21 protein-coding genes and 1 pseudogene are annotated in these 17,627 nt (G+C 63.3%); 12 read left to right on the plus strand and 10 right to left on the minus strand.

All coding sequences use genetic code 11. The annotated features are described in order from the left end of the window. Nucleotides 1-2: 2 nt before the first annotated feature. Nucleotides 3-419, plus strand: a complete 417-nt coding sequence (locus NV382_RS09550; protein WP_260600251.1) for a hypothetical protein — start codon at nucleotides 3-5, stop codon at nucleotides 417-419. A gap of 41 nt (nucleotides 420-460) precedes the next feature. Further along, nucleotides 461-1,021 carry a cysteine hydrolase family protein gene (locus NV382_RS09555; RefSeq protein ID WP_260600252.1) on the plus strand — a complete coding sequence of 187 codons (561 nt, stop codon included), beginning with the start codon at nucleotides 461-463 and terminating at the stop codon, nucleotides 1,019-1,021. A 276-nt stretch (nucleotides 1,022-1,297) separates the two neighbouring features. Here the strand turns inward: NV382_RS09555 and NV382_RS09560 are convergent. From NV382_RS09560 to NV382_RS09570, 3 genes and pseudogenes are all read right to left on the minus strand, one after another. Then, nucleotides 1,298-1,493, minus strand: a pseudogene (locus NV382_RS09560) (IS630 family transposase); the annotation flags it as partial. 98 nt (nucleotides 1,494-1,591) lie between these two features. Further along, on the minus strand, nucleotides 1,592-2,011 hold the full coding sequence (locus tag NV382_RS09565) for a hypothetical protein (protein ID WP_260600253.1): 420 nt from the start codon (nucleotides 2,009-2,011) through the stop codon (nucleotides 1,592-1,594). Then, nucleotides 2,011-3,027, minus strand: a complete 1,017-nt coding sequence (locus tag NV382_RS09570) for an NADP-dependent oxidoreductase (protein ID WP_260600254.1) — start codon at nucleotides 3,025-3,027, stop codon at nucleotides 2,011-2,013. Before NV382_RS09570 ends, NV382_RS09565 begins: the two co-directional genes overlap by 1 nt. 92 nt (nucleotides 3,028-3,119) lie before the next feature. Here NV382_RS09570 and NV382_RS09575 point away from each other — a divergent pair, with 92 nt between their 5' ends. Further along, complete coding sequence (locus tag NV382_RS09575) at nucleotides 3,120-4,049, plus strand: LysR family transcriptional regulator (protein WP_260600255.1); 930 nt, start codon at nucleotides 3,120-3,122, stop codon at nucleotides 4,047-4,049. 240 nt (nucleotides 4,050-4,289) lie between these two features. Here the strand turns inward: NV382_RS09575 and NV382_RS09580 are convergent, their stop codons facing one another. Continuing rightward, complete coding sequence (locus tag NV382_RS09580) at nucleotides 4,290-5,303, minus strand: alpha/beta hydrolase family protein (protein ID WP_260600256.1); 1,014 nt, start codon at nucleotides 5,301-5,303, stop codon at nucleotides 4,290-4,292. A 47-nt stretch (nucleotides 5,304-5,350) separates the two neighbouring features. Here NV382_RS09580 and NV382_RS09585 point away from each other — a divergent pair, with 47 nt between their 5' ends. Further along, nucleotides 5,351-6,259 (plus strand): LysR family transcriptional regulator, encoded by a 909-nt coding sequence (locus NV382_RS09585; protein ID WP_260600257.1) that lies wholly within the window; start codon nucleotides 5,351-5,353, stop codon nucleotides 6,257-6,259. A gap of 50 nt (nucleotides 6,260-6,309) precedes the next feature. On the opposite strand, the gene NV382_RS09590 is transcribed toward NV382_RS09585, so the two are convergent. The 3 genes from NV382_RS09590 to NV382_RS09600 form a co-directional block, all read right to left on the minus strand. Beyond that, complete coding sequence (locus tag NV382_RS09590) at nucleotides 6,310-7,062, minus strand: SDR family oxidoreductase (protein ID WP_260600258.1); 753 nt, start codon at nucleotides 7,060-7,062, stop codon at nucleotides 6,310-6,312. Between the two features lie 81 nt (nucleotides 7,063-7,143). After that, entirely contained in the window at nucleotides 7,144-7,620 is a 477-nt protein-coding gene (locus tag NV382_RS09595; RefSeq protein WP_260600259.1) for an AtaL-like protein, read from the minus strand. 36 nt (nucleotides 7,621-7,656) lie between these two features. Further along, complete coding sequence (locus NV382_RS09600) at nucleotides 7,657-8,520, minus strand: SDR family oxidoreductase (protein ID WP_260600260.1); 864 nt, start codon at nucleotides 8,518-8,520, stop codon at nucleotides 7,657-7,659. A 105-nt stretch (nucleotides 8,521-8,625) separates the two neighbouring features. On the opposite strand from NV382_RS09600, the gene NV382_RS09605 reads away from it, so the two are divergent. After that, on the plus strand, nucleotides 8,626-9,519 hold the full coding sequence (locus NV382_RS09605; RefSeq protein WP_260600261.1) for a LysR family transcriptional regulator: 894 nt from the start codon (nucleotides 8,626-8,628) through the stop codon (nucleotides 9,517-9,519). A gap of 44 nt (nucleotides 9,520-9,563) precedes the next feature. On the opposite strand, the gene NV382_RS09610 is transcribed toward NV382_RS09605, so the two are convergent. Both NV382_RS09610 and NV382_RS09615 read right to left on the minus strand, forming a co-directional pair. Beyond that, complete coding sequence (locus NV382_RS09610; protein WP_260600262.1) at nucleotides 9,564-10,202, minus strand: glutathione S-transferase family protein; 639 nt, start codon at nucleotides 10,200-10,202, stop codon at nucleotides 9,564-9,566. A gap of 1 nt (nucleotide 10,203) precedes the next feature. Then, nucleotides 10,204-11,121: an alpha/beta hydrolase gene (locus tag NV382_RS09615; protein WP_260600263.1), complete on the minus strand. Its 918-nt coding sequence runs from the start codon at nucleotides 11,119-11,121 to the stop codon at nucleotides 10,204-10,206. Nucleotides 11,122-11,244: 123 nt separating this feature from the next. On the opposite strand from NV382_RS09615, the gene NV382_RS09620 reads away from it, so the two are divergent. After that, complete coding sequence (locus NV382_RS09620) at nucleotides 11,245-12,156, plus strand: LysR family transcriptional regulator (RefSeq protein ID WP_260596540.1); 912 nt, start codon at nucleotides 11,245-11,247, stop codon at nucleotides 12,154-12,156. Nucleotides 12,157-12,281: 125 nt separating this feature from the next. Here the strand turns inward: NV382_RS09620 and NV382_RS09625 are convergent, their stop codons facing one another. After that, on the minus strand, nucleotides 12,282-13,184 hold the full coding sequence (locus NV382_RS09625) for a LysR family transcriptional regulator (protein WP_312026732.1): 903 nt from the start codon (nucleotides 13,182-13,184) through the stop codon (nucleotides 12,282-12,284). A 60-nt stretch (nucleotides 13,185-13,244) separates the two neighbouring features. On the opposite strand from NV382_RS09625, the gene NV382_RS09635 reads away from it, so the two are divergent. From NV382_RS09635 to NV382_RS09660, 6 genes are all read left to right on the plus strand, one after another. Continuing rightward, the gene (locus tag NV382_RS09635; RefSeq protein WP_260596541.1) at nucleotides 13,245-13,748 is read left to right on the plus strand and encodes an ester cyclase; all 504 of its coding nucleotides are present in this window, start codon (nucleotides 13,245-13,247) and stop codon (nucleotides 13,746-13,748) included. Then, nucleotides 13,745-14,674, plus strand: coding sequence for an NADP-dependent oxidoreductase (locus NV382_RS09640; RefSeq protein WP_260596542.1), 930 nt, complete (start codon nucleotides 13,745-13,747; stop codon nucleotides 14,672-14,674). The genes NV382_RS09635 and NV382_RS09640 overlap by 4 nt, the downstream gene beginning before the upstream one ends. Further along, on the plus strand, nucleotides 14,671-15,411 hold the full coding sequence (locus NV382_RS09645; protein ID WP_260596543.1) for an SDR family oxidoreductase: 741 nt from the start codon (nucleotides 14,671-14,673) through the stop codon (nucleotides 15,409-15,411). The genes NV382_RS09640 and NV382_RS09645 overlap by 4 nt, the downstream gene beginning before the upstream one ends. A gap of 1 nt (nucleotide 15,412) precedes the next feature. Beyond that, nucleotides 15,413-16,312 carry an SDR family oxidoreductase gene (locus tag NV382_RS09650; protein WP_260596544.1) on the plus strand — a complete coding sequence of 300 codons (900 nt, stop codon included), beginning with the start codon at nucleotides 15,413-15,415 and terminating at the stop codon, nucleotides 16,310-16,312. A 73-nt stretch (nucleotides 16,313-16,385) separates the two neighbouring features. Next, a complete protein-coding gene (locus NV382_RS09655) occupies nucleotides 16,386-16,709 on the plus strand; it encodes a hypothetical protein (RefSeq protein WP_260596545.1) in 324 nt (107 codons plus the stop codon). Nucleotides 16,710-16,799: 90 nt separating this feature from the next. Then, nucleotides 16,800-17,558, plus strand: a complete 759-nt coding sequence (locus tag NV382_RS09660) for an SDR family oxidoreductase (RefSeq protein ID WP_260596546.1) — start codon at nucleotides 16,800-16,802, stop codon at nucleotides 17,556-17,558. The last annotated feature ends 69 nt before the right edge of the window (nucleotides 17,559-17,627 follow it).

The raw sequence follows: 17,627 nt of genomic DNA on the forward strand, positions 1-17,627 counted from the left end.
GAATGACGGCAGATAGCCAAGTGACGCAGGGCTCACCGGCGTGGTTCGAAATGGTAGGCGAGATCATGAGCGAGGCGGCCGAGAAGGCAATGTTACAGCCTAATCAGCGCGTTTCGCTGGTGGAGCGTTACACCGATGGTGAGAAGTTAGGCGGCGGCTTCGTGCAAGGTTTCCGCTTCGACATCATCGGTGGCAGGCCAAGCTACCGCGTGGGCGTGAGGCCTGAAGAGCGAGGCGACATCACGATCGAGGTCAGTTCGAGGGCCGCGCGTGAACTGAATCACATGCCGGCCGCAGCGTCGGCGATTGCGCGCGAGACTTACCTCAGGACAGGTGAAATGCGACAGGAGGGCGATCCGTCGAAACTCGGCGACTGGTTCGGTCACGTGCACCAATCGATTGTCGACAGAACAAAATGACCGATCTGGTCGAACAAGATTGTGCCGTCAGGAGACAGACAATGAACAATAAGACCGCTCTTCTCATCATGCATGTTCAGAACATGATGGTAGCTGATTACGGCGGCGCCGAAATCATTCAGCCGCTTCAGCAAGCACTCGTCGCTGCACGGCGAAACGGCGTTCGCGTGATATATGTACGCGTCGCCTTTACCGATGGCTACCCCGAGGTCAATCCGCACAACAAGCTGATCGTCGCGATCAAGGAGAAGGTTGGCGTGACGCTGGTCGATGATCCGAAAATGCAGATCCATGAGGGCGTCCGGCCGCTTGAGGGCGAACCCGTCATTGTCAATTACCGGATCAGCGCGTTTGCCGGCAGCAGCCTGGAGCTTGTCCTTCGGTCGCTCGACATCGACACGCTCGTGCTCACCGGAATATCGACCGGCGGCGTGGTCCTCTCAACCCTTCTGGAGGCGTCGGACAAGGACTATGTACTGACGGTGCTCTCCGATGCGTCAGCCGAGCTCGATGCGGATCTGCAGCATACCCTCATGGAGAAGGTGTTCCCGTCAAAGGCGAAGGTGCAAACGACGGATGATTGGATTTCGTCGCTGTCATAGGGCGGCCCCTCTCCCGTTCGAAGACTAAACAGCGAAGTCTCGCCGGCGCGCCTGCGCGACCTCGCGGACTGCCGGTTCCGAGCATGGCTCGGGTCGAGATGGGCCCCACCTGGTGGGGTTGCATCGTCCAGCAGTCGATTTCAAACTTAAACGCATTCTCCCTGTATCAAGCTGATATCCGACGCAGCAGGAGGCACCTATGCCGCACTAGAGCATTTTCCAATCGGTATGCATGATGGCCAGCATGCCTGAAGTAGTTGGCGCATTCGTTGGGTGTGAAGGCATCGGCACCTGCTCGACATAAGCGAGGAACCACTCCCGCGTCCTCGGACCATCGAGCACCATCGAGGCGGTCATGCCGGTCAGCCGCAATTTGCCGGTGAACGTCGTCGTTTTCCAATAGCCTTGAGGGACGCTCATCCGTAGCCGCTGCCCGCATCGCGCGTCCATGAAGACGCGCCATCTTGGTGCTGGCGTGGGGGTTCCTCAATGTGCCGCGCGCGATTGCAAGCAGGGCTGTTCCTGCCTCATCTCTAGGCATGTGAGCGGGATCACCTTCATGGCGCCTCGTCAGAGCGTGTGCTCCACGATTGAGTCGTGAAGCTCCTGAAGCCAGCCGCCCAATCGGGAAGGGTCGCCGTTCACCCGCATCTCGCCAGTCCTGAGGACCTGATTGATCGCGTCCGCGTATAGTGGATCGATACTGCGAAGACTGTTCAGCCTCTGCGCTGCCGCCGTCGTGATCTCGACGGTGACATCGCCCCGCTCACCGGGACGTACTCCGACCCGGAACGATGGTTGCCCGGCTATAATGTCAAAGCAGATGCCCTGCACGAGGCCGTTCTCCAGCTCGACACCATCCGTGTAGAGTTCCACAAAAGACAGGTTCAGTTTGGGGGACAGGCCGGAGCGGGTCGCCGCATCGACCATCAATGCGCCCACCATCTCAAACCAGGCTGTGGTTCCAAGTCGCAGCTTCGGGGCGCTCATCATTTCACCTCAAGCACGATCTTGCCTTGGATATGCCCTTGCGCCGCCCGCTCATGCGCCAAGCTGGCGTCGGCAAGCGGATATTTGCTGTCGAGCACGACCCGGATGGCACCATCCTCCAACAGGCGGCCGACCTCCGCCAATTGTGCCCCGCTCGACCGGACCTGGGTGCTCGACACGGTGATGCGTAGCTTCTCGGCATCCTCGCCACCGGCGAAGCCAAGCGGGAACACCAGGAACAAGGCGCCACCCGGCTTCAGCGTCCGCAGGAACCGGCTTGCGCTTGGGCCGCCCAGTGCATCGATGACAAGATCGACATCGTGCACCACGTCTTCCGGTGTGGTCTTGGTATAATCGATGAATTCGTCAGCGCCGAGCTCGCGCAGCATCTGCTCGTGCTTGCCCGAAGCCACGGCAATGACGTGGGCGCCTTTCAGCTTCGCAATCTGCACCGCGAAGTGGCCAACGCCGCCAGCGGCACCGTTGACCAGGACAGTCCTGCCCTCGAGTGGCACTGGGACGTGCTGGTTCGCTTGCAGAGCATTCGGCGCGTTGTGCCCCAGGTCGACCAGGAACTGCCAAGCGGTCAGAAGCGACATCGGGGCTCCGGCGGCATGCCCATGATCGATCCCGGCCGGCTTCAGGGCGACCTGTGAGGAAGGTACGCTGACATACTCGGCATAGGCTTTGCTGTCGCCCTGCATGCCTTCAGGAAAGCGGACCATCGAGTAGACCTCGTCGCCAACGGAGAAGGTCTGAACGTTATCCCCGACCGCCTCGACGACGCCGGAGATGTCGGTCCCGGGGATGAGCGGGAACGACACTTGCGGCTGCCACTCGGGCGGAAGCATCTTGTATCCGTCGCGCAGATACCAGTCCGGTGGATTGACGCCAACCGCGTGGACGCGGACCAGCACCTCACCGGGGGCGACCTGCGGTCGCGCAGCGTCCTCGTAAACCAGTACCTCGGGTCCGCCAAATGCGTGCTGTCGGATCGCCTTCATTGTATCGTTCATGCCGAATCTCCATCATGCGTGGTCTCGTCGAGCTGAAGATGGCGTCGTAATTATGGGTTGATAATACCGCTGCGAGGCGCTTTAAATATGCCATGAAGGAACAAGTGTCTCTTGAGCGGTTGACCGGTCTTATCGCGTTCGCGCGGGCCGGCTCGCTGGGGAGCTACACCGCCGCCGCCAGATCGCTGTCGATCTCGCCTTCAGCCGTCAGCAAAAGCATTCAGCGGCTCGAGAAGCAGCTGGGGCTGCCGCTTTTCGCCCGCACGACGCGGTCCCTGACGCTCACGTCCGAAGGGCGCGAATTGCACGAGCGCGCGCTTCGCCTGCTGCGTGAGGCCCAAGAGATCGAGCAGTTGGCTATGACCGCACGATCGGAGCCGTCGGGCACGCTGCGCGTAGCGGCGTCGCTGCCGATCGGGCTGCACATGATTGCGCCCGCGTTGCCGGCGTTCCGCAAGCTCCACCCGAAGGTGACGGTCGACCTCAGACTCACCGATCGGATGGTAGACATCGTCGATGAGGGGATCGACGTAGCAATTCGCATCGGTGATCTCGCAGATTCACGGCTGCTGTCTCGCAAGCTCGCCTCGCATCGGCTCTGCTGTTTCGCGGCGCCGGCCTATCTGGCCACGCGCGGCACGCCCGCTCACCCTGACGAGCTGGCGGGGCACGACCTCGTCAACCTCCGGTACCAAAGCACCGGCCAGGTTTTCCGCTGGGCCTTCCGCGTCGGTGGTCGGGAAATCGAGATGGTTCCCGACGCTGCAGTACTCGCAGACGTCAGCGAAGCCGTGGTCGCGACGCTAGTCGCGGGTGGTGGCATTGGCATGAGCGCAACCTTCATCGCGGCGCCCTATGTGGCCCGCGGCGAACTGGTCCCCGTGCTCGGCACGTTCGCGGTCGAACGGCACAACATTACCGCCCTATGGCCGGAGAGCCGACGCGCAAACCACGCAGTCCGTGCGTTCCTAGCGTTGCTGCAGGACGTGTTCCGCGAGCGGATGCCAGCCGCCAATGGCTGAAGCGATCGGCCCGAGGTGAGAACGACACGGTAGAGGCACCGTCCTACCCGTCTTTGCGTTGCGCAGGCATTGAGATCTTCAACGCACAGTGAAGTATGGAAGCGGTAGGCAAGCGCCTAGCCAAGGCGTGATGGCTAGCGAAGATGTGGCTGAGATGTTGCCCGAAAGAGGGCTCCGCATCGCGGAGCCCTCGGTAACAGCGATGTCCGACACATGTGTCGCTGCAGCCCCCGGCACTTGCTAGCCGACGTAGCGCTGGAACCAGTCGAGCATGGGCTGCGGGTTAGCCGGCAGATAGTTGTAGCCGTCGAAGCGCCGGTTCGTGCCATCGATCCAGATGACGTCCTTGTGCTCGGTCGCCATCGCGTCGAAGATGGCCTGGACGTCGTCCGGCGTGGTGAGCGTGTCATCGCGAACCTGCAGCAGCAGCGTCGGCACATCCACCGCCGAGGCGTATTGCGGCATATCCATGTCCTTCAGCTCCATGCTCGTTACGCGTCGCAGTGCATCCGCCACTTCGGGGAGCGCATCTGGCATTCCCATGTGATCCAGGATCGTACGGTAGAAAGAGCTCAGCGAGATGGGCTGGGGCGCGACGATCGCCTGGACGGCCTCGAACTCCTCCGAATGCTTGGCCATGGCCACCATCGTGGCGTTCATACCGCAACAACGGCTGAGCAGACCGAGCTTCATTGCCTGCAAGTCAGGACGCGAGCGAACGTAGCGCAGCGATCCGATCACGTCGCGGTACTCGCGGATCCCATTGCCGATGGCGCCGCCGCTTCCCACCCCGCTCTGGCCGAAATTACGAAGGTCGTAGGCAAGGACGTTGTAGCCAGCGTCGTGGAGATGCTTGTAGTCCGGCATGAAGTTCACTTCGATGTCGTTGCCGCTTGCCGCCCAAGCGTCGCCGTAGGGCTTCAGATGCCCAGGGAAACCGTAGCGGTTTGCCCAGATCGGGTGGTTAGCGATGATCAGGCGGTCACTGTCGGCCGGGATGAACCAGCCCTCGATCGTCACGCCGTCCATCGCCGGGAAAAACACGTCGGAAAAGGCCAGGCCGTCATCGGCCGGCGAACGAAGGATAGGCGAGCGCGGCGGATTGGCCATCGCGGAAACCAGCCCGGCGATCATGTCGGCACGGGTGAGAGTTGCTGCTGCGTCAGTTGCCTGTGTCATTTCGAAGCGTCCTTTTCGAGGGTCAGTCCCGCCGTCTGAGTGACTGGTAGAGACTATATAGACCTTGACGATCATTACGATAATCCATCACTATCTGGACACGCTGTGTGAGAATCTGGACATTGACCACTCACGTCGACGACCTGAACGCGTTCATGGCAGTCGCGAAATCGCGGGGCTTCCGCGAAGCCGGACGTGCGCTGGGCGTTAGTCCAACGACGCTTAGCCAAACCGTCCAGCGTCTGGAGGCGAAACTCGGAGTGCGGCTTCTCCACCGCACGACGCGCAGTGTCACGCCGACCGAGGCTGGCAGGCGTCTGGTCGAGCGCCTCGCTCCGGCCCTCGGCGAAGTCGAAGCCGCGCTCAATAGCGTCAACGATCTCCGTGATACGCCGGCCGGGACGCTGAGGCTGAACGTACCGGTAAGCGCTGCGCGGCTGATACTGCCATCACTGCTGCCACGTTTCCTGACCCAATTTCCCGACATTCAGGTCGAAATCATCGCCGAGGACAGCGTCGTGGACGTGCTCGCGGCGGGAGCGGATGCCGGCATCCGCTACGAGGAAAGGCTTGAGCAGGACATGATCGCAATTCCAATCGGTCCGCGTGTCCAACACTTCGCGCTTGCGGCCTCCCCACGGTATCTCTTGGAGCGGGGTAATCCGGAGCATCCGCAGGATCTCCTGCAGCACCGTTGCCTGCGCGGCCGGTTCGGGAACGGCACCCTTATGAGTCCATGGGAACTCGAGCGCGGCGACGAGATCGTCCGCATCGAGCCGCAAGGGCCCCTTATCGTCAGCATCAGCGGCGCGATGGATCTCGCCGTGGACATGGCGGTCGAGGGGCTGGGGATCATCGCATTGTTCGAGGAGTGGCTTCGACCCAGGTTGGAGGCGGGCAGCTTGGTGCCCGTGCTGCCGGACTGGTGGTCGTCGTTCCCAGGACCCTCGCTATATTACTCCGGCCGCCGCCTGGTCCCCCCGCCGCTGCGAGCGTTCCTAGACTTCATCAAGTCGTCGCCGGAGAAATGAGCGTGGAGCCTGGCGGCCGGGTCGCGACGCAGCGATCCGGCCCTTGCGGCTTACTTCAGAAAGGGGTTGATGGAAGCCAATGTGTCGTCGAAACGGCCCTCGATCTCCGCGTTGCGCATGAAGTCGACCCCTTCCACCAGGATCTCTCGCGGGGTGGGTGTGACCTGAAAAAGCGCAAAAACCTGATCGGCGAACGTGTCGAGCGGCATCATGCGCTCGTTGGTCTTCTGGCCGGGGGTCAGGTTCGTCTGGACAGCGGGCGGCACCACTTCGATGACCTCGATCTTGTTCTTCAGGACCGCGCGAAGCGATTCCGTGTAGCTGTGGATGGCAGCCTTGATCGCCGAATAGGTTGGCGCAATGACAAGCGGCACGAACGCCAGCCCCGAGCTGACGTTGACGATGACCGCATCGGGCTGCTGGGCGAGATGTTCAACCAGGGCATTGGTCACCCGGATGGGTCCCAGCAGGTTGCTGGTGACGGACGCCTCCGCATCGCTCAAGTCGCGAAACGTATCGAGCGGCGTCTCCATGCGCATGATCCCAGCGCTGTTAAACAGCACGTTGACGTCTGGGAAATCGGTGACAAGCTTCTCTGCAAAACTAGCGACGCTGGCGGGATCATCCTGGTCGAGCATCAGAGCATGCATGTTCGGCCGATCGCCGATCGCCTTCTCCAGCGCCTCCATTCGTCGCCCCGCTATGATGACGGTGTTGCCGAGGTCGTGGAAGCGGTGCGCGAGGGCTTCGCCGATTCCCGTGCCGCCGCCTGTGATGAGAATGGTATTTCCGGTCGTCTTCATGAGGAGTATCCTTCGAGATTGAGGGGTCGGGGGTAAGCGTCGGCGGGACAGCGTCGGGCACGGTCCCATGTGCGCGGGTTATTAGAGCGTGCCGTCGGCGAGCATCTCGCGGGTGCGCTTCAGTGTGGACAGCAGCGCGCTGCGATAACCCTTGTCGGCGCTGTCGAACTGCGCCTGCTCGGTTTGCTCCTCGGGGCCGTTCGGCGCCTTGCCGCGCAGACCAATGTAGCAGTAGAACTTGAGCTGCAACTCGCCGGCATCATCTTCGAACAGCTCGTTGACGATCGCGCCTTCGCGCGGCCCGGTCGCCTGGAAGAAGGTAACCTTGCTCTGCGGTTCGAGCGTGATGATCTCGCGCAGCTCGGCGCCAGCGATGGTGGCTTCGCGCACGAAGTGGCTCGCGCTTTCCTCCACGACATCGCACTTGGTGCAGAGGCCTGGCGGGAGGAACAGGCGCGCGTCGCGTGCCTTGAGCTCAAGGCCCTTCCAAACCTGTTCGCGGGTGAGCCTGGTTTCGCCATCCGGGTTCACCGGAACGGTAGCGGTCGAGTAGATCATGGTGTGTCTCCTGAAGTGGGGTGATAGTTCGGGCGATCAGCCGGCGATCTGCGCCGCATAGTCGCGGTACGAGCGCAGCGGGCGACCGAGCAGCGTGGTGAGCCGATCGACGTCGCCAGCATCCGGGATCATGCCGTCGGTCACGAAGCGCTCGGCCATCAACCGCATGTCGAGCGCCATCCAGCTTGGCATGAACTGGCGCAGGTTCTGCTCGAACCCGGCGGTGTCGTCGCCCGGATAGGCGATCTCGCGGCCAAGGACCTCCGACCAGATCGCCGCGGCATCGGCACCGGTCAGCGTGTCCGGGCCGACGATGTTGATGCGCTCGAGCGGAAGCGGCGTTGCGGACTGTTCGCGGCGGATCAGCTCGATCGCGGCGACCTCGCCGACATCGCGCGCATCCACCATGGCCAGGCCCTTGGAGCCGATCGGCATCGGGTAGATGCCGTAGCCGGTGATCACGTCCTTGATCGTGATCTCGTTGTCCATGAAGTAGGCCGGACGCAGGATGGTGGCGTTCAGCCCCATCTGCTCGATCATGCGCTCGACGCCGAACTTGCCGGCAAAGTGCGGCACGTTCACGTAGATGTCGCTGTGGATTACCGAGAGGTAGACGATCCGCTCGATTCCGGCCTCGCGGGCGACAGCCAGCGCAACGAGCGCCTGCGTGTATTCGTCGGCGACGACACCGTTCAGCAGGAACAGCGTGGACACGCCCGTAAAGGCGCTGCGAAGCGCATCGACATCGAGCAGGTCGCCCTGGACGACATCTACGCCGACCGGGAAGCTGGCCTTCGCAGGATCGCGGACGAGGGCGCGCACATCGGCGCCGCGCTTGACGAGCTGTTCAACGACGTTGCGGCCGACATTGCCGGTGGCACCGGTTACGAGAATGGTCATGGGCTTCACTCCTGGGTTGAGCCGTTTGGCTGTCCTTGAAATGAGCGATCCACAACCAACCCGGTAGACGCTATGTCTGAACAGACCGTCTTGCTGGTGAAACACATGGATCTTCTCGCGCTTGCTGATTTCAATCTCGTCGCCCGGCACGGCGGCTTCGGAAAAGCCTCGCGTGCTGCGGGGCGGCCCAAGGCGACTCTGTCCCGTCGGGTCGCCGAATTGGAGGCCAGCCTCGACCTGCGCCTGTTCGAGCGCGGCGCGCGCGCGCTGAAGCTGACTGAGGAAGGACGCGCTCTGTTCGAGCGGACGGGCCAGCTGCTCACTGAACTCGACGAGACCGCCGCCGCGATAGCTTCGGGCGGGCAAAACCCGCGCGGCAGACTGCGGATTAGCTCGCCGCTGCTGTTCTCGCAAACCGCGATGGGGAAGCTCGCCGCCGGTTTTTCCCTCAAACACCCTGACGTCCGGCTCGAGGTCACGACCGAGGACCGCGCTGTCGACATGGTGGAGGAAGCGTACGATCTGGTGATCCGGGTCAACCCGCAGCCAGACGAGAGCCTTGTCGGGCGGGTGTTCCTCCACGATCGGCTAGTCGTCGTGGCAAGCCCGCAGCTTCCACAGCCGACTGACGGATCGGCGGTTCCGGCGGTGGTGCGCGGGTCAGCTGAGCAGGCCGAGGTCTGGGACGTGACCGGGCCCACCGCTAAATCCAAGATCTCGGTCACGCCAGTGCTGAGCCTGTCATCGCTCGTCATGGTTCGCGACGCTGTCCGGACGGGCGTCGGGGCGGGGCGGCTCCCCATCTCGCTGGTGAGCCATGATCTCGCCGATGGCACGCTCGTTCACTGGGGTGACGTGGAGGGGCCAGAAATCGCCTTGTGGACGCTCTATCCGACACGCCGGCTGCTGAGCGCGCGCGTGTCGGCTTTCCTGGGATATCTGAGGGAGGCTTTCCCCAAGGGAACGCCGGACGAACTTGCTGCCTATCTCGCGAGATAACGGCTCCTCGCCGTGTATTCGAGCCGGAGCCTTTCCCGTGAAGCTCAAGCCTCACCCCAAGCCTGGCGGACCCTTTGTATTGCAGGCCGCGTGAGCAGCCTCTCGTAATGCCGCTGGACGTTGTCTGGCAGCACGATCTTCTGCTTTGGCGTCCACCGCTCGACATAGAAAAGTGCTGCGTCGGCTATCGTGAACCGGTCGCCCGCGGCGAAGTCGTGCGAAGCGAGCACCGGATCGAGGATCGCGAAACCTCTTTCGACCATGTCCCGACCTTGCCGCCTCACACTGTCCGCGCCTACGCCGAGCTTCCCGTGCACAGCGTCCTGAGGCTCGAAAACCTGGGGCGCGAAGATCCTGGCAAAGCCCTGTCCGTGGATCGTGCCTTCGACATAGGCCATCACCTCGACCGCCCTCGCCTCCTGCGTGGCATCTTCGGGGATCAGGCCCACATTCGGGGCCTGTCGAGCGATCCAGGTCGCGATCGCGCTGAACTCTGTCAAGACCGAGCCGTCATCGCGCACTAGGGTCGGGACCTTACCCTTGGGATTGATCGCCTGAAAGGCGGGCTGCCGGGTCTCACCGCCCGCGACGTCTAGCCGCTGGGTTTCGTAGGCCAGACCGGCCTCCTCCAGCAGGATGTGAATACCGATCGCGCAGCTGCCCGCGCCCCAGAACAGTTTCATGTCAGGACCCCTTCCCGGTGCCAAGCACGCCGCGCAGAAAGGCCCCCACGCCGTCCAACGCCTCCGGTGCGGCCTTCAACATGCCGATGTTGGCGGGGAAGACGTGGATCATGCCTTTCCAGACATGTACATCGCACGGGGGCTGATGCGCGGCATCCGCGAGCGCCTGGAAGCGAAGCGTGTCGTCGAGCAGCACCTCGTCGTCACCCACGTCGATGCGGATCGGAGGCAGGTTCGCCAGTTCGCCCGCCATGGCGTTGGTGCGCCGGTCACTCGGGTCGCCACCGGAGAAATACTGGTCGACCGCCTGTTGCAGCGCTGCTCGCGACAGGATCGGATCGACCGCGGCACGGCTCTCCATCGTCGCGCCGGAAAGCGACAGATCGATCCATGGCGAGAGGACAGCGGCACCGACCGCTCGCGTCGTCGCTCCTGAGGCCAGCACCGCCAGCCCCAGCCCTCCGCCTGCCGAGTCACCGGCCACGGCTACGGTATCGAAGCCCTCGGCCTGCATCCCGTCCAACGCCCGGCACGCATCGTCGAAGGCGGCGGGAAACGGATGTTCGGGCGCCAGCCGATAGTCGGCGACGAAGGTCGCTGCGTTGGCGCGGAACGCGATCTGGCTCGCGAGGCCCCGATAGGCAGTTGCCGAACCGATGACGTAGCAGCCACCGTGCAGGTAGAGGATAGCCTTCCCTGGCACTGACCCCGACGGGACACACCACCAGCCCGGCACTCCATCGATCTGACCGGCAGCCCATTCCACGCCTTCCGGAGCCGGCGTTTTCGCCATCAGCTCGTCGTAACCCGGTCGACCTTCCGGAGCGATCGAAGGAGCGGCGGACAGTGCCATGAAGCCGCGCATCGCGACCATCGCCGCCCGGTCCGCAAGGTGCTCGTCGTGGCGAGTGACGGTCATCCGGTTGTCTCCTTCCGAGGAGCGACGCGCCCCTGATCGACTGCTTAACGGTCATACTCCGGGATGTATCGAGGCCCCGACCGAGATACAGTGTCTCCAAACGGGGACAATGAAGGCCCATTTATGATAGACGTCGATGACTTGAGGGCGTTCCAGAAGGTCGCAACTCTGCTGAGTTTTTCGGAGGCGGGACGCGTTCTATCCGTACGGAAATCGGCTATCAGTCGCTCGATCCAGCGGATGGAAGCGCTCCTTGGCGTCCGTCTGTTCGAACGCACGACGCGTGAGGTCGCGTTGACCGACGCGGGTCGCGCGCTGCTCAGCCGGGTAGGCGACATCGTTAACCGTGTCGATGAGGTGGTGGACCTCGCCGCCAGTCTGGGGTCTCATCCAAGTGGAAGGTTGAGGCTGACCGCCGGGATTGGATTCGGCATCGAGGTTCTGACCGAACTTCTACCGAAATTCTCGCGTGCCTTTCCGGATATTGAAATATTCCTTGATCTGACGAGCCGGTCTGTCGACCTCGTCGTTGAGCAGGTCGACGTCGCCTTCAGGATGGGACCGATGATGGACTCGACCTTGGTGGCGACCCGGCTCGGTGCGATCGGATGCATGCTGTGCGCGGCACCGGCCTATCTCGAGCAGCGTGGCAGGCCGAAGTCGCTCGAGGAGTTGCGCACGCACGATCTGCTCGCCAGTCCCCGTCAGGACGGCCTTCCCCGACGTTGGCGCCTTAGCGACAGAGACGGCGTCGAGCACCAGTTCGACGCGACCGCACGGCTGACGGCGAACGATCCGCACGCGATCCACGCGATGGTGCTCAACGGCGCCGGCATCGCCGCGACGGCGAAATATCTCGCCCTGCCGGAGATCGAGCGCGGCAATCTGGTGCACATTCTGCCGGACTGGAGCGTGCCGGCCGTGGACGTCAGCCTGGTCATGCCGGCGGGCCGGGAGCGCAGCCCAGCCGCCCGCGTCTTCGTCGATTTCGTCCGAAAGTGGGCGGCGGACGATGCTCGCTGGTTCGAAGCATAATATGCTGAGAACGACTACACCGCAGACTTGCGACAATTCGTCGCACATACGCGCGGGACGGGCTCGACGGCGTGCGCATCGTCCATTGGCAGTAGAAGGATGACGGCTGCAAGGGTGATGGCGTCTCAGGTATCAGCAAAGGCGTCACTGTAGAGACCCCCGACGATTGCCCGCAGCCAGCGTTGCGCGGGATGCGTATCGTTGCGGCGGTGCCACGCCAGCATGAAGGGAACGGGGCCAAGATCAAGCGGAGGCGCAAGGACGCATAGGTCGTCTTCGTGCCCCGAGGCGCTGACGACCCCGGCCATCAACGTCGCAATCATGTCCGACCGGGCGATCAGCGACGGCGCGGCATACATTTGCGGGAGGGTGAGCGAGACGCGGCGCTTCAGTCCACGATTCGCTAGGGCGGCATCGACAATGCCAAACCGTTCATTTTCTGGAGAGACCAGCAGGTGGGACAGCGCGAGAAATGCCGAGAGGTCGAGCGGGACGCCCGTTGCGGGATGACCGCGACGAAGGACGCACACAAATCGCTCCTCGAAGAGCGGGCGGATGAGGATGCGTGCCGTCGGGTTCGTAGGCGGAACGCCAACCGCCATGTCAACCTCGCCGGCATCGAGCATCACGACCGCGTCATCGCGCGCCGTGAAGCTGCGGATGCGCAGAACGATCGCCGGCGCCACTTCCGTCAGCCGCTCGACCAATCGCGGGAGCAGGACGTGAGCCGGATGCTCGGACAAACCGAGCGTGAAGACCGCCGTTGACGTATTTGGCTCGAAGGTTTGCGTGAACGCCAGCGTCCGCTCGATCTCCGCCAGGGCACGCCCGAGCGGTTCGGCCAAATCGAGAGCGCGGGGCGTGGGTTGCAACCCGGACGGCGCGCGCACGAACAACTCGTCGCCGAACAATGCCCGCAACCGGGACAGCGCGGCGCTCATCGCCGGCTGAGTGCGACCAATGCGCGCTCCGGCCCGCGTCACGTTTCGCTCCGTGATCAACGCGTCGAACGCTACTAGCAGGTTCAAGTCGATCCCATGCATATCCATGCGGTGGATGATTACACATACCAACTATCGATTTCAACAATGTCGCCGCTGCGCCCATCTTCTGCCCACACGATGAGGAGAACGCATGTGAACGACGATCGAACAAACCGCATCGACATGTCCGACGGAGTCGGCGCGACGCTGAACACCTTTTACCGGGCCTTTGCAGGAGAACCGGACCTGCTCGATCAGGTGGTGACGGCCGACTGGCAAGACATTCCGCTTCTGCCCGGCCAAGGCACCGGCCCCGAGGGCATCAAGCCAATGATCCGCGCCTTCAAGCAGGCGATCCCGGACCTCTCGATCATCATTCACGACGTTATCGTCGATGGCGATCGCGTCGGCGTGCGCGGTGCCATGACCGGCACGCATACAGGCGAATGGTTCAGCCTAGCACCCACGGGCCGTGCCTTCTCCGTCACCCTGCACGAGTTCCACCGGATCGAAAGCGGACGGATTACCCACACCTGGCATCTGGAGGACTGGTTCGGCTGGCTGAACCAGGTCGGCGCCTGGCCGCTCAACAAGAAGGACGCATCATGAACGCCGTACGCATTTCCGCCTACCGGGCTCTGCCCGCCGTCCAGGACGTTCTCGCTCCGGTGGTCGGCGCAGGGGACATCCTGGTCCGTGTCGAGGCGGCTGGGCTCAACCCCCTCGATGTGAAGATCCAGCAGGGCTTCATGCACGACTTCTTCCCTGTCGTGTTCCCGTATACGCTCGGAACCGACCTTTCGGGCACCATCGAGCAGATCGGGCCCAATGTGACAGGCTGGAGCATTGGCGACAAGATCGTCGCCCGCACCGACCCGCCTGCAGGCGGCGCTCTCGCCGAGCTCGCGGCGGTTCCGGCCACCCATCTGGCCAAACTGCCTGCGAACGTGTCGTTCGAGCAGGCAGCCGGTGTTCCCACAGTTGCCGGCACGGCATGGCAGGCACTTTTCGAGATCGCAGGCCTTCGGTCCGGTCAGACCGTACTGATCCATGCAGGCGCCGGCGGCGTTGGCAGCTTCGCCATTCAGCTCGCTCGCAATGCAGGAGCGCGTGTGATTGCAACCGCCTCAGGCGACGGCATCGCAACTGCTCGTCGCCTGGGGGCGGATCAGGTCATCGACTACAAGGCGCATGCGTTCGATGAATTGGTGTCGGATGTCGATGTCGTTCTGGACACGATCGGTGGCGAGACCCAGCAACGTTCGTTCGGGGTTCTTCGCCGCGGAGGTTACCTCGCTTCGACCGCATCCCCGCCCGACGAGGCGCTGGCCAAGGCACATGGAGTGGGTGCCAGCTTCATTTTTCATCAATCGGACGCCCCACGCCTGACGATGCTACTTGATCAGGTGGCTGCGGGTGATCTCGCGGTGCTGATCGATCGGACCCTCCCGATGGACCGCTTCGACGAGGCGTTCGCACGCCAGGCTTCGGGCCGCGCCCAGGGCAAAATCATTGTGAAAGGATACGCATCATGAAGGGTGAACAGCAGCGCGCCGCAATCGTCACCGGCGCTTCACATGGCATCGGCGCCGCGGTTGCTGAACGGCTCGCGCAAGACGGGTTCGCAGTGGTGGTCAACTATTCGTCTGGCAGCGACCAGGCGGACGCGCTCGTCGCGCAGATCGAGGCTGTCGGCGGCAAGGCGATTGCCGTCAAGGCGGACGTATCCGATCCAGCGGCGGTCAGGGCGGTCTTCGATGCCGCCGAGGAGGCCTTCGGCGGGGTCGACGTGCTCGTTAACAACGCCGGCGTCATGCGGCTGACGCCGATAGCCGAGGCGGATGATGACGCGTTCGACACGACGATCGCGGTCAATCTGAAGGGCGCGTTCAACGGCCTGCGCGAGGGTGCCCGGCGATTGCGGGACGGTGGCCGCATCGTCAGCTTTTCGTCAAGCGTGGTCGGGCTCTACCAGCCGACTTACGCGCTCTATGCCGCCACCAAGGCCGGCATCGAGGCAATGACGCACATCGTCGCAAAGGAACTCGGGGGCCGCCGCATAACCGTCAACGCGGTTGCACCAGGACCGGTCGATACGGCGCTGTTCACCAAAGGCAAGGAGCAGGCGCAGATCGATGCGATCAAGAAGATGAACCCGCTCGGCCGGCTCGGCGAACCGGAGGACATAGCGCGCGTCGTCTCGTTCCTGGCCGGCCCGGACGGCGGCTGGATCAACGGCCAGGTGTTGCGCGCGAACGGAGGAGTGATCTGACATGGCAAAAGTAATTCTCATCACCGGAGCGTCGAGCGGGTTCGGCGAGATGACTGCCTATCGGCTGGCCGATGCGGGTCACATTGTCTACGCCTCGATGCGGACGCCTGCTGATGACAAGGTCGAGCAGGCCCGAGCGTACTCGGTCAAGCATGACGTCGACGTTCGCACGGTCGCTCTCGATGTACAGGATCAGGCATCAGTCGACGCTGCGGTTGCCCACGTCCTCGCTGAACAAGGCCGTATCGACGTGCTCGTCCAGAACGCAGGCCACATGGCGTTTGGTCCAGCCGAGGCGTTCACGCCTGACCAGTTCGCGCTGCTTTACGACATCAACGTCATCGGCCCCCAGCGGCTCAATCGCTCGGCTTTACCACACATGCGGACAGCGGGCGGCGAGCCACTGATCGTCTGGGTTGGCTCGACCAGCACGCGCGGGGGTACACCGCCTTATCTTGCGCCGTACTTCGCGGCCAAGGCGGCGATGGACTCGCTTGCGATCAGCTATGCCGGTGAGCTCGCGCGCTGGGGAGTGGAAACCGTCATTGCTTCGCCAGGCGTCTATACCAGTGGCACCAACCACTTTGCTCATGCCGCCCAACCCGGCGACCTGGATCGCTATGACGAATATGAGAAAGGCCCAACCCGCGAGCTTACAGAACAGGCGAAGCAGGCCGACCTCAAAAGTGTGCCCGAAACCGCCGATCCAGCTGACGTCGCGCGGGCGATCGTCGAGGTCGTGGCCATGCCTTACGGCAGCCGGCCGCTTCGCATCACAATAGACCCTGCCGATGGCGGCGCAGACGAACTCAACAAGCTAGGGGACCGGGTCCGCGCCGGCTATCTGGAGCATGCAGGACTCGGTGACCTGCTCCACCCGACCCGGAGCTCCGACAGGTAGGCTTCGAACAGCAATCCGTATCTGAAAAGTTAGCGGAGCAATGCTCCGCTTAATATGGAAGGTGCTACGTCCCATGTCCAGTTATGACACCGCAAATAACGGCGCTGGCGTGTCCTTGGGAAGGGCGGTGTTGTCGGTCGCGCCGCGCGACGCTTATGATCTGAGTCCCTCGCCCAAGGCGCTGTTCACAGCGTTCGGTAAGCATGCCCCCTCGGTGGCATTCCCGGTTACGAAGCACACGACGACCGACGAACGCTCCGAGAGCGTGGCTGCGATCCAGCGCCTCTCGACTGCCTTCCTGCGCAGCGCTCTTTATGCCGGCGACTCCCCTTGGCGCGAGGCGGTTGCCACACTCGCCGCTGAGATGGCGCCAGAAGGCAGCATCGAAGCAAAGTAGGCCCGTCCACCCTCTCTGCACACCCGCACCCTACCCACACACGGTCTTTATCGCTTGGGGGCCTCATCCTCGACCACCACAGGAGTTTGCATGAACACTATCCTTATCACCGGCTGCTCGTCCGGGTTCGGGCTGGAGACGGCCCACTACTTCCTCAATCGCGACTGGACGGTGATCGCCACTATGCGCGCGCCCCGTGCGGACGTGCTGCCTGTATCCGAACGCTTGCGCATACTCCCGCTCGACGTAACCGATCCGGGCAGCATCACCCGCGCCATGGAGGCGGCCGGGCCGGTCGACGTCCTGGTCAACAATGCGGGTGCTGGGCTCATGGGCGCGTTGGAGGGCACACCGATCGATGAGGCCCGCAGGATCTTCGAGCTCAACACGTTCGGGACGATGGCGATGACGCAAGCCGTTCTGCCCGGCTTCCGCGCTCAGGGGTCCGGCATAATCGTCAACATTTCATCGGCGGTCACGCTCAAACCCTTGCCGCTGCTCTCGATCTACACCGCGAGTAAGGCAGCGGTGGACGCGTTCAGTGAAGATCTCGCCATGGAGGTGGAGCCGTTCGGCGTACGCGTGCGGCTGGTTATTCCCGGCCGTGCCCCGGACACATCGTTCAGCGCGACTGCCCGTGCGCGATTGCAAAGCGGCATCCCGGAGGCATATGCCGCTTGGGCCAAGCAAGTGTTCTCCGCAGCGCCGCAGCAAGCGCCCCTGGTTACGAACGCGAGCGATGTCTCCGAAGCCATCTGGCGCGCCGTGACGGACCCGTCCGCACCGCTCCGTATCGCTGCAGGGGCCGATGCGGTCGCGCTCTTCGCGGGCGGCAGCCAGGCGGCATAAATCTCCACTGGTCGGGGTGCGGGCGTGGCGCTCCCGTCCAGGCGATTAACGTGCTGCTTGGAGCCCAGA

This window comes from Sphingomonas endolithica (assembly GCF_025231525.1).
Taxonomy (GTDB): Bacteria; Pseudomonadota; Alphaproteobacteria; order Sphingomonadales; family Sphingomonadaceae; genus Sphingomonas; species Sphingomonas endolithica.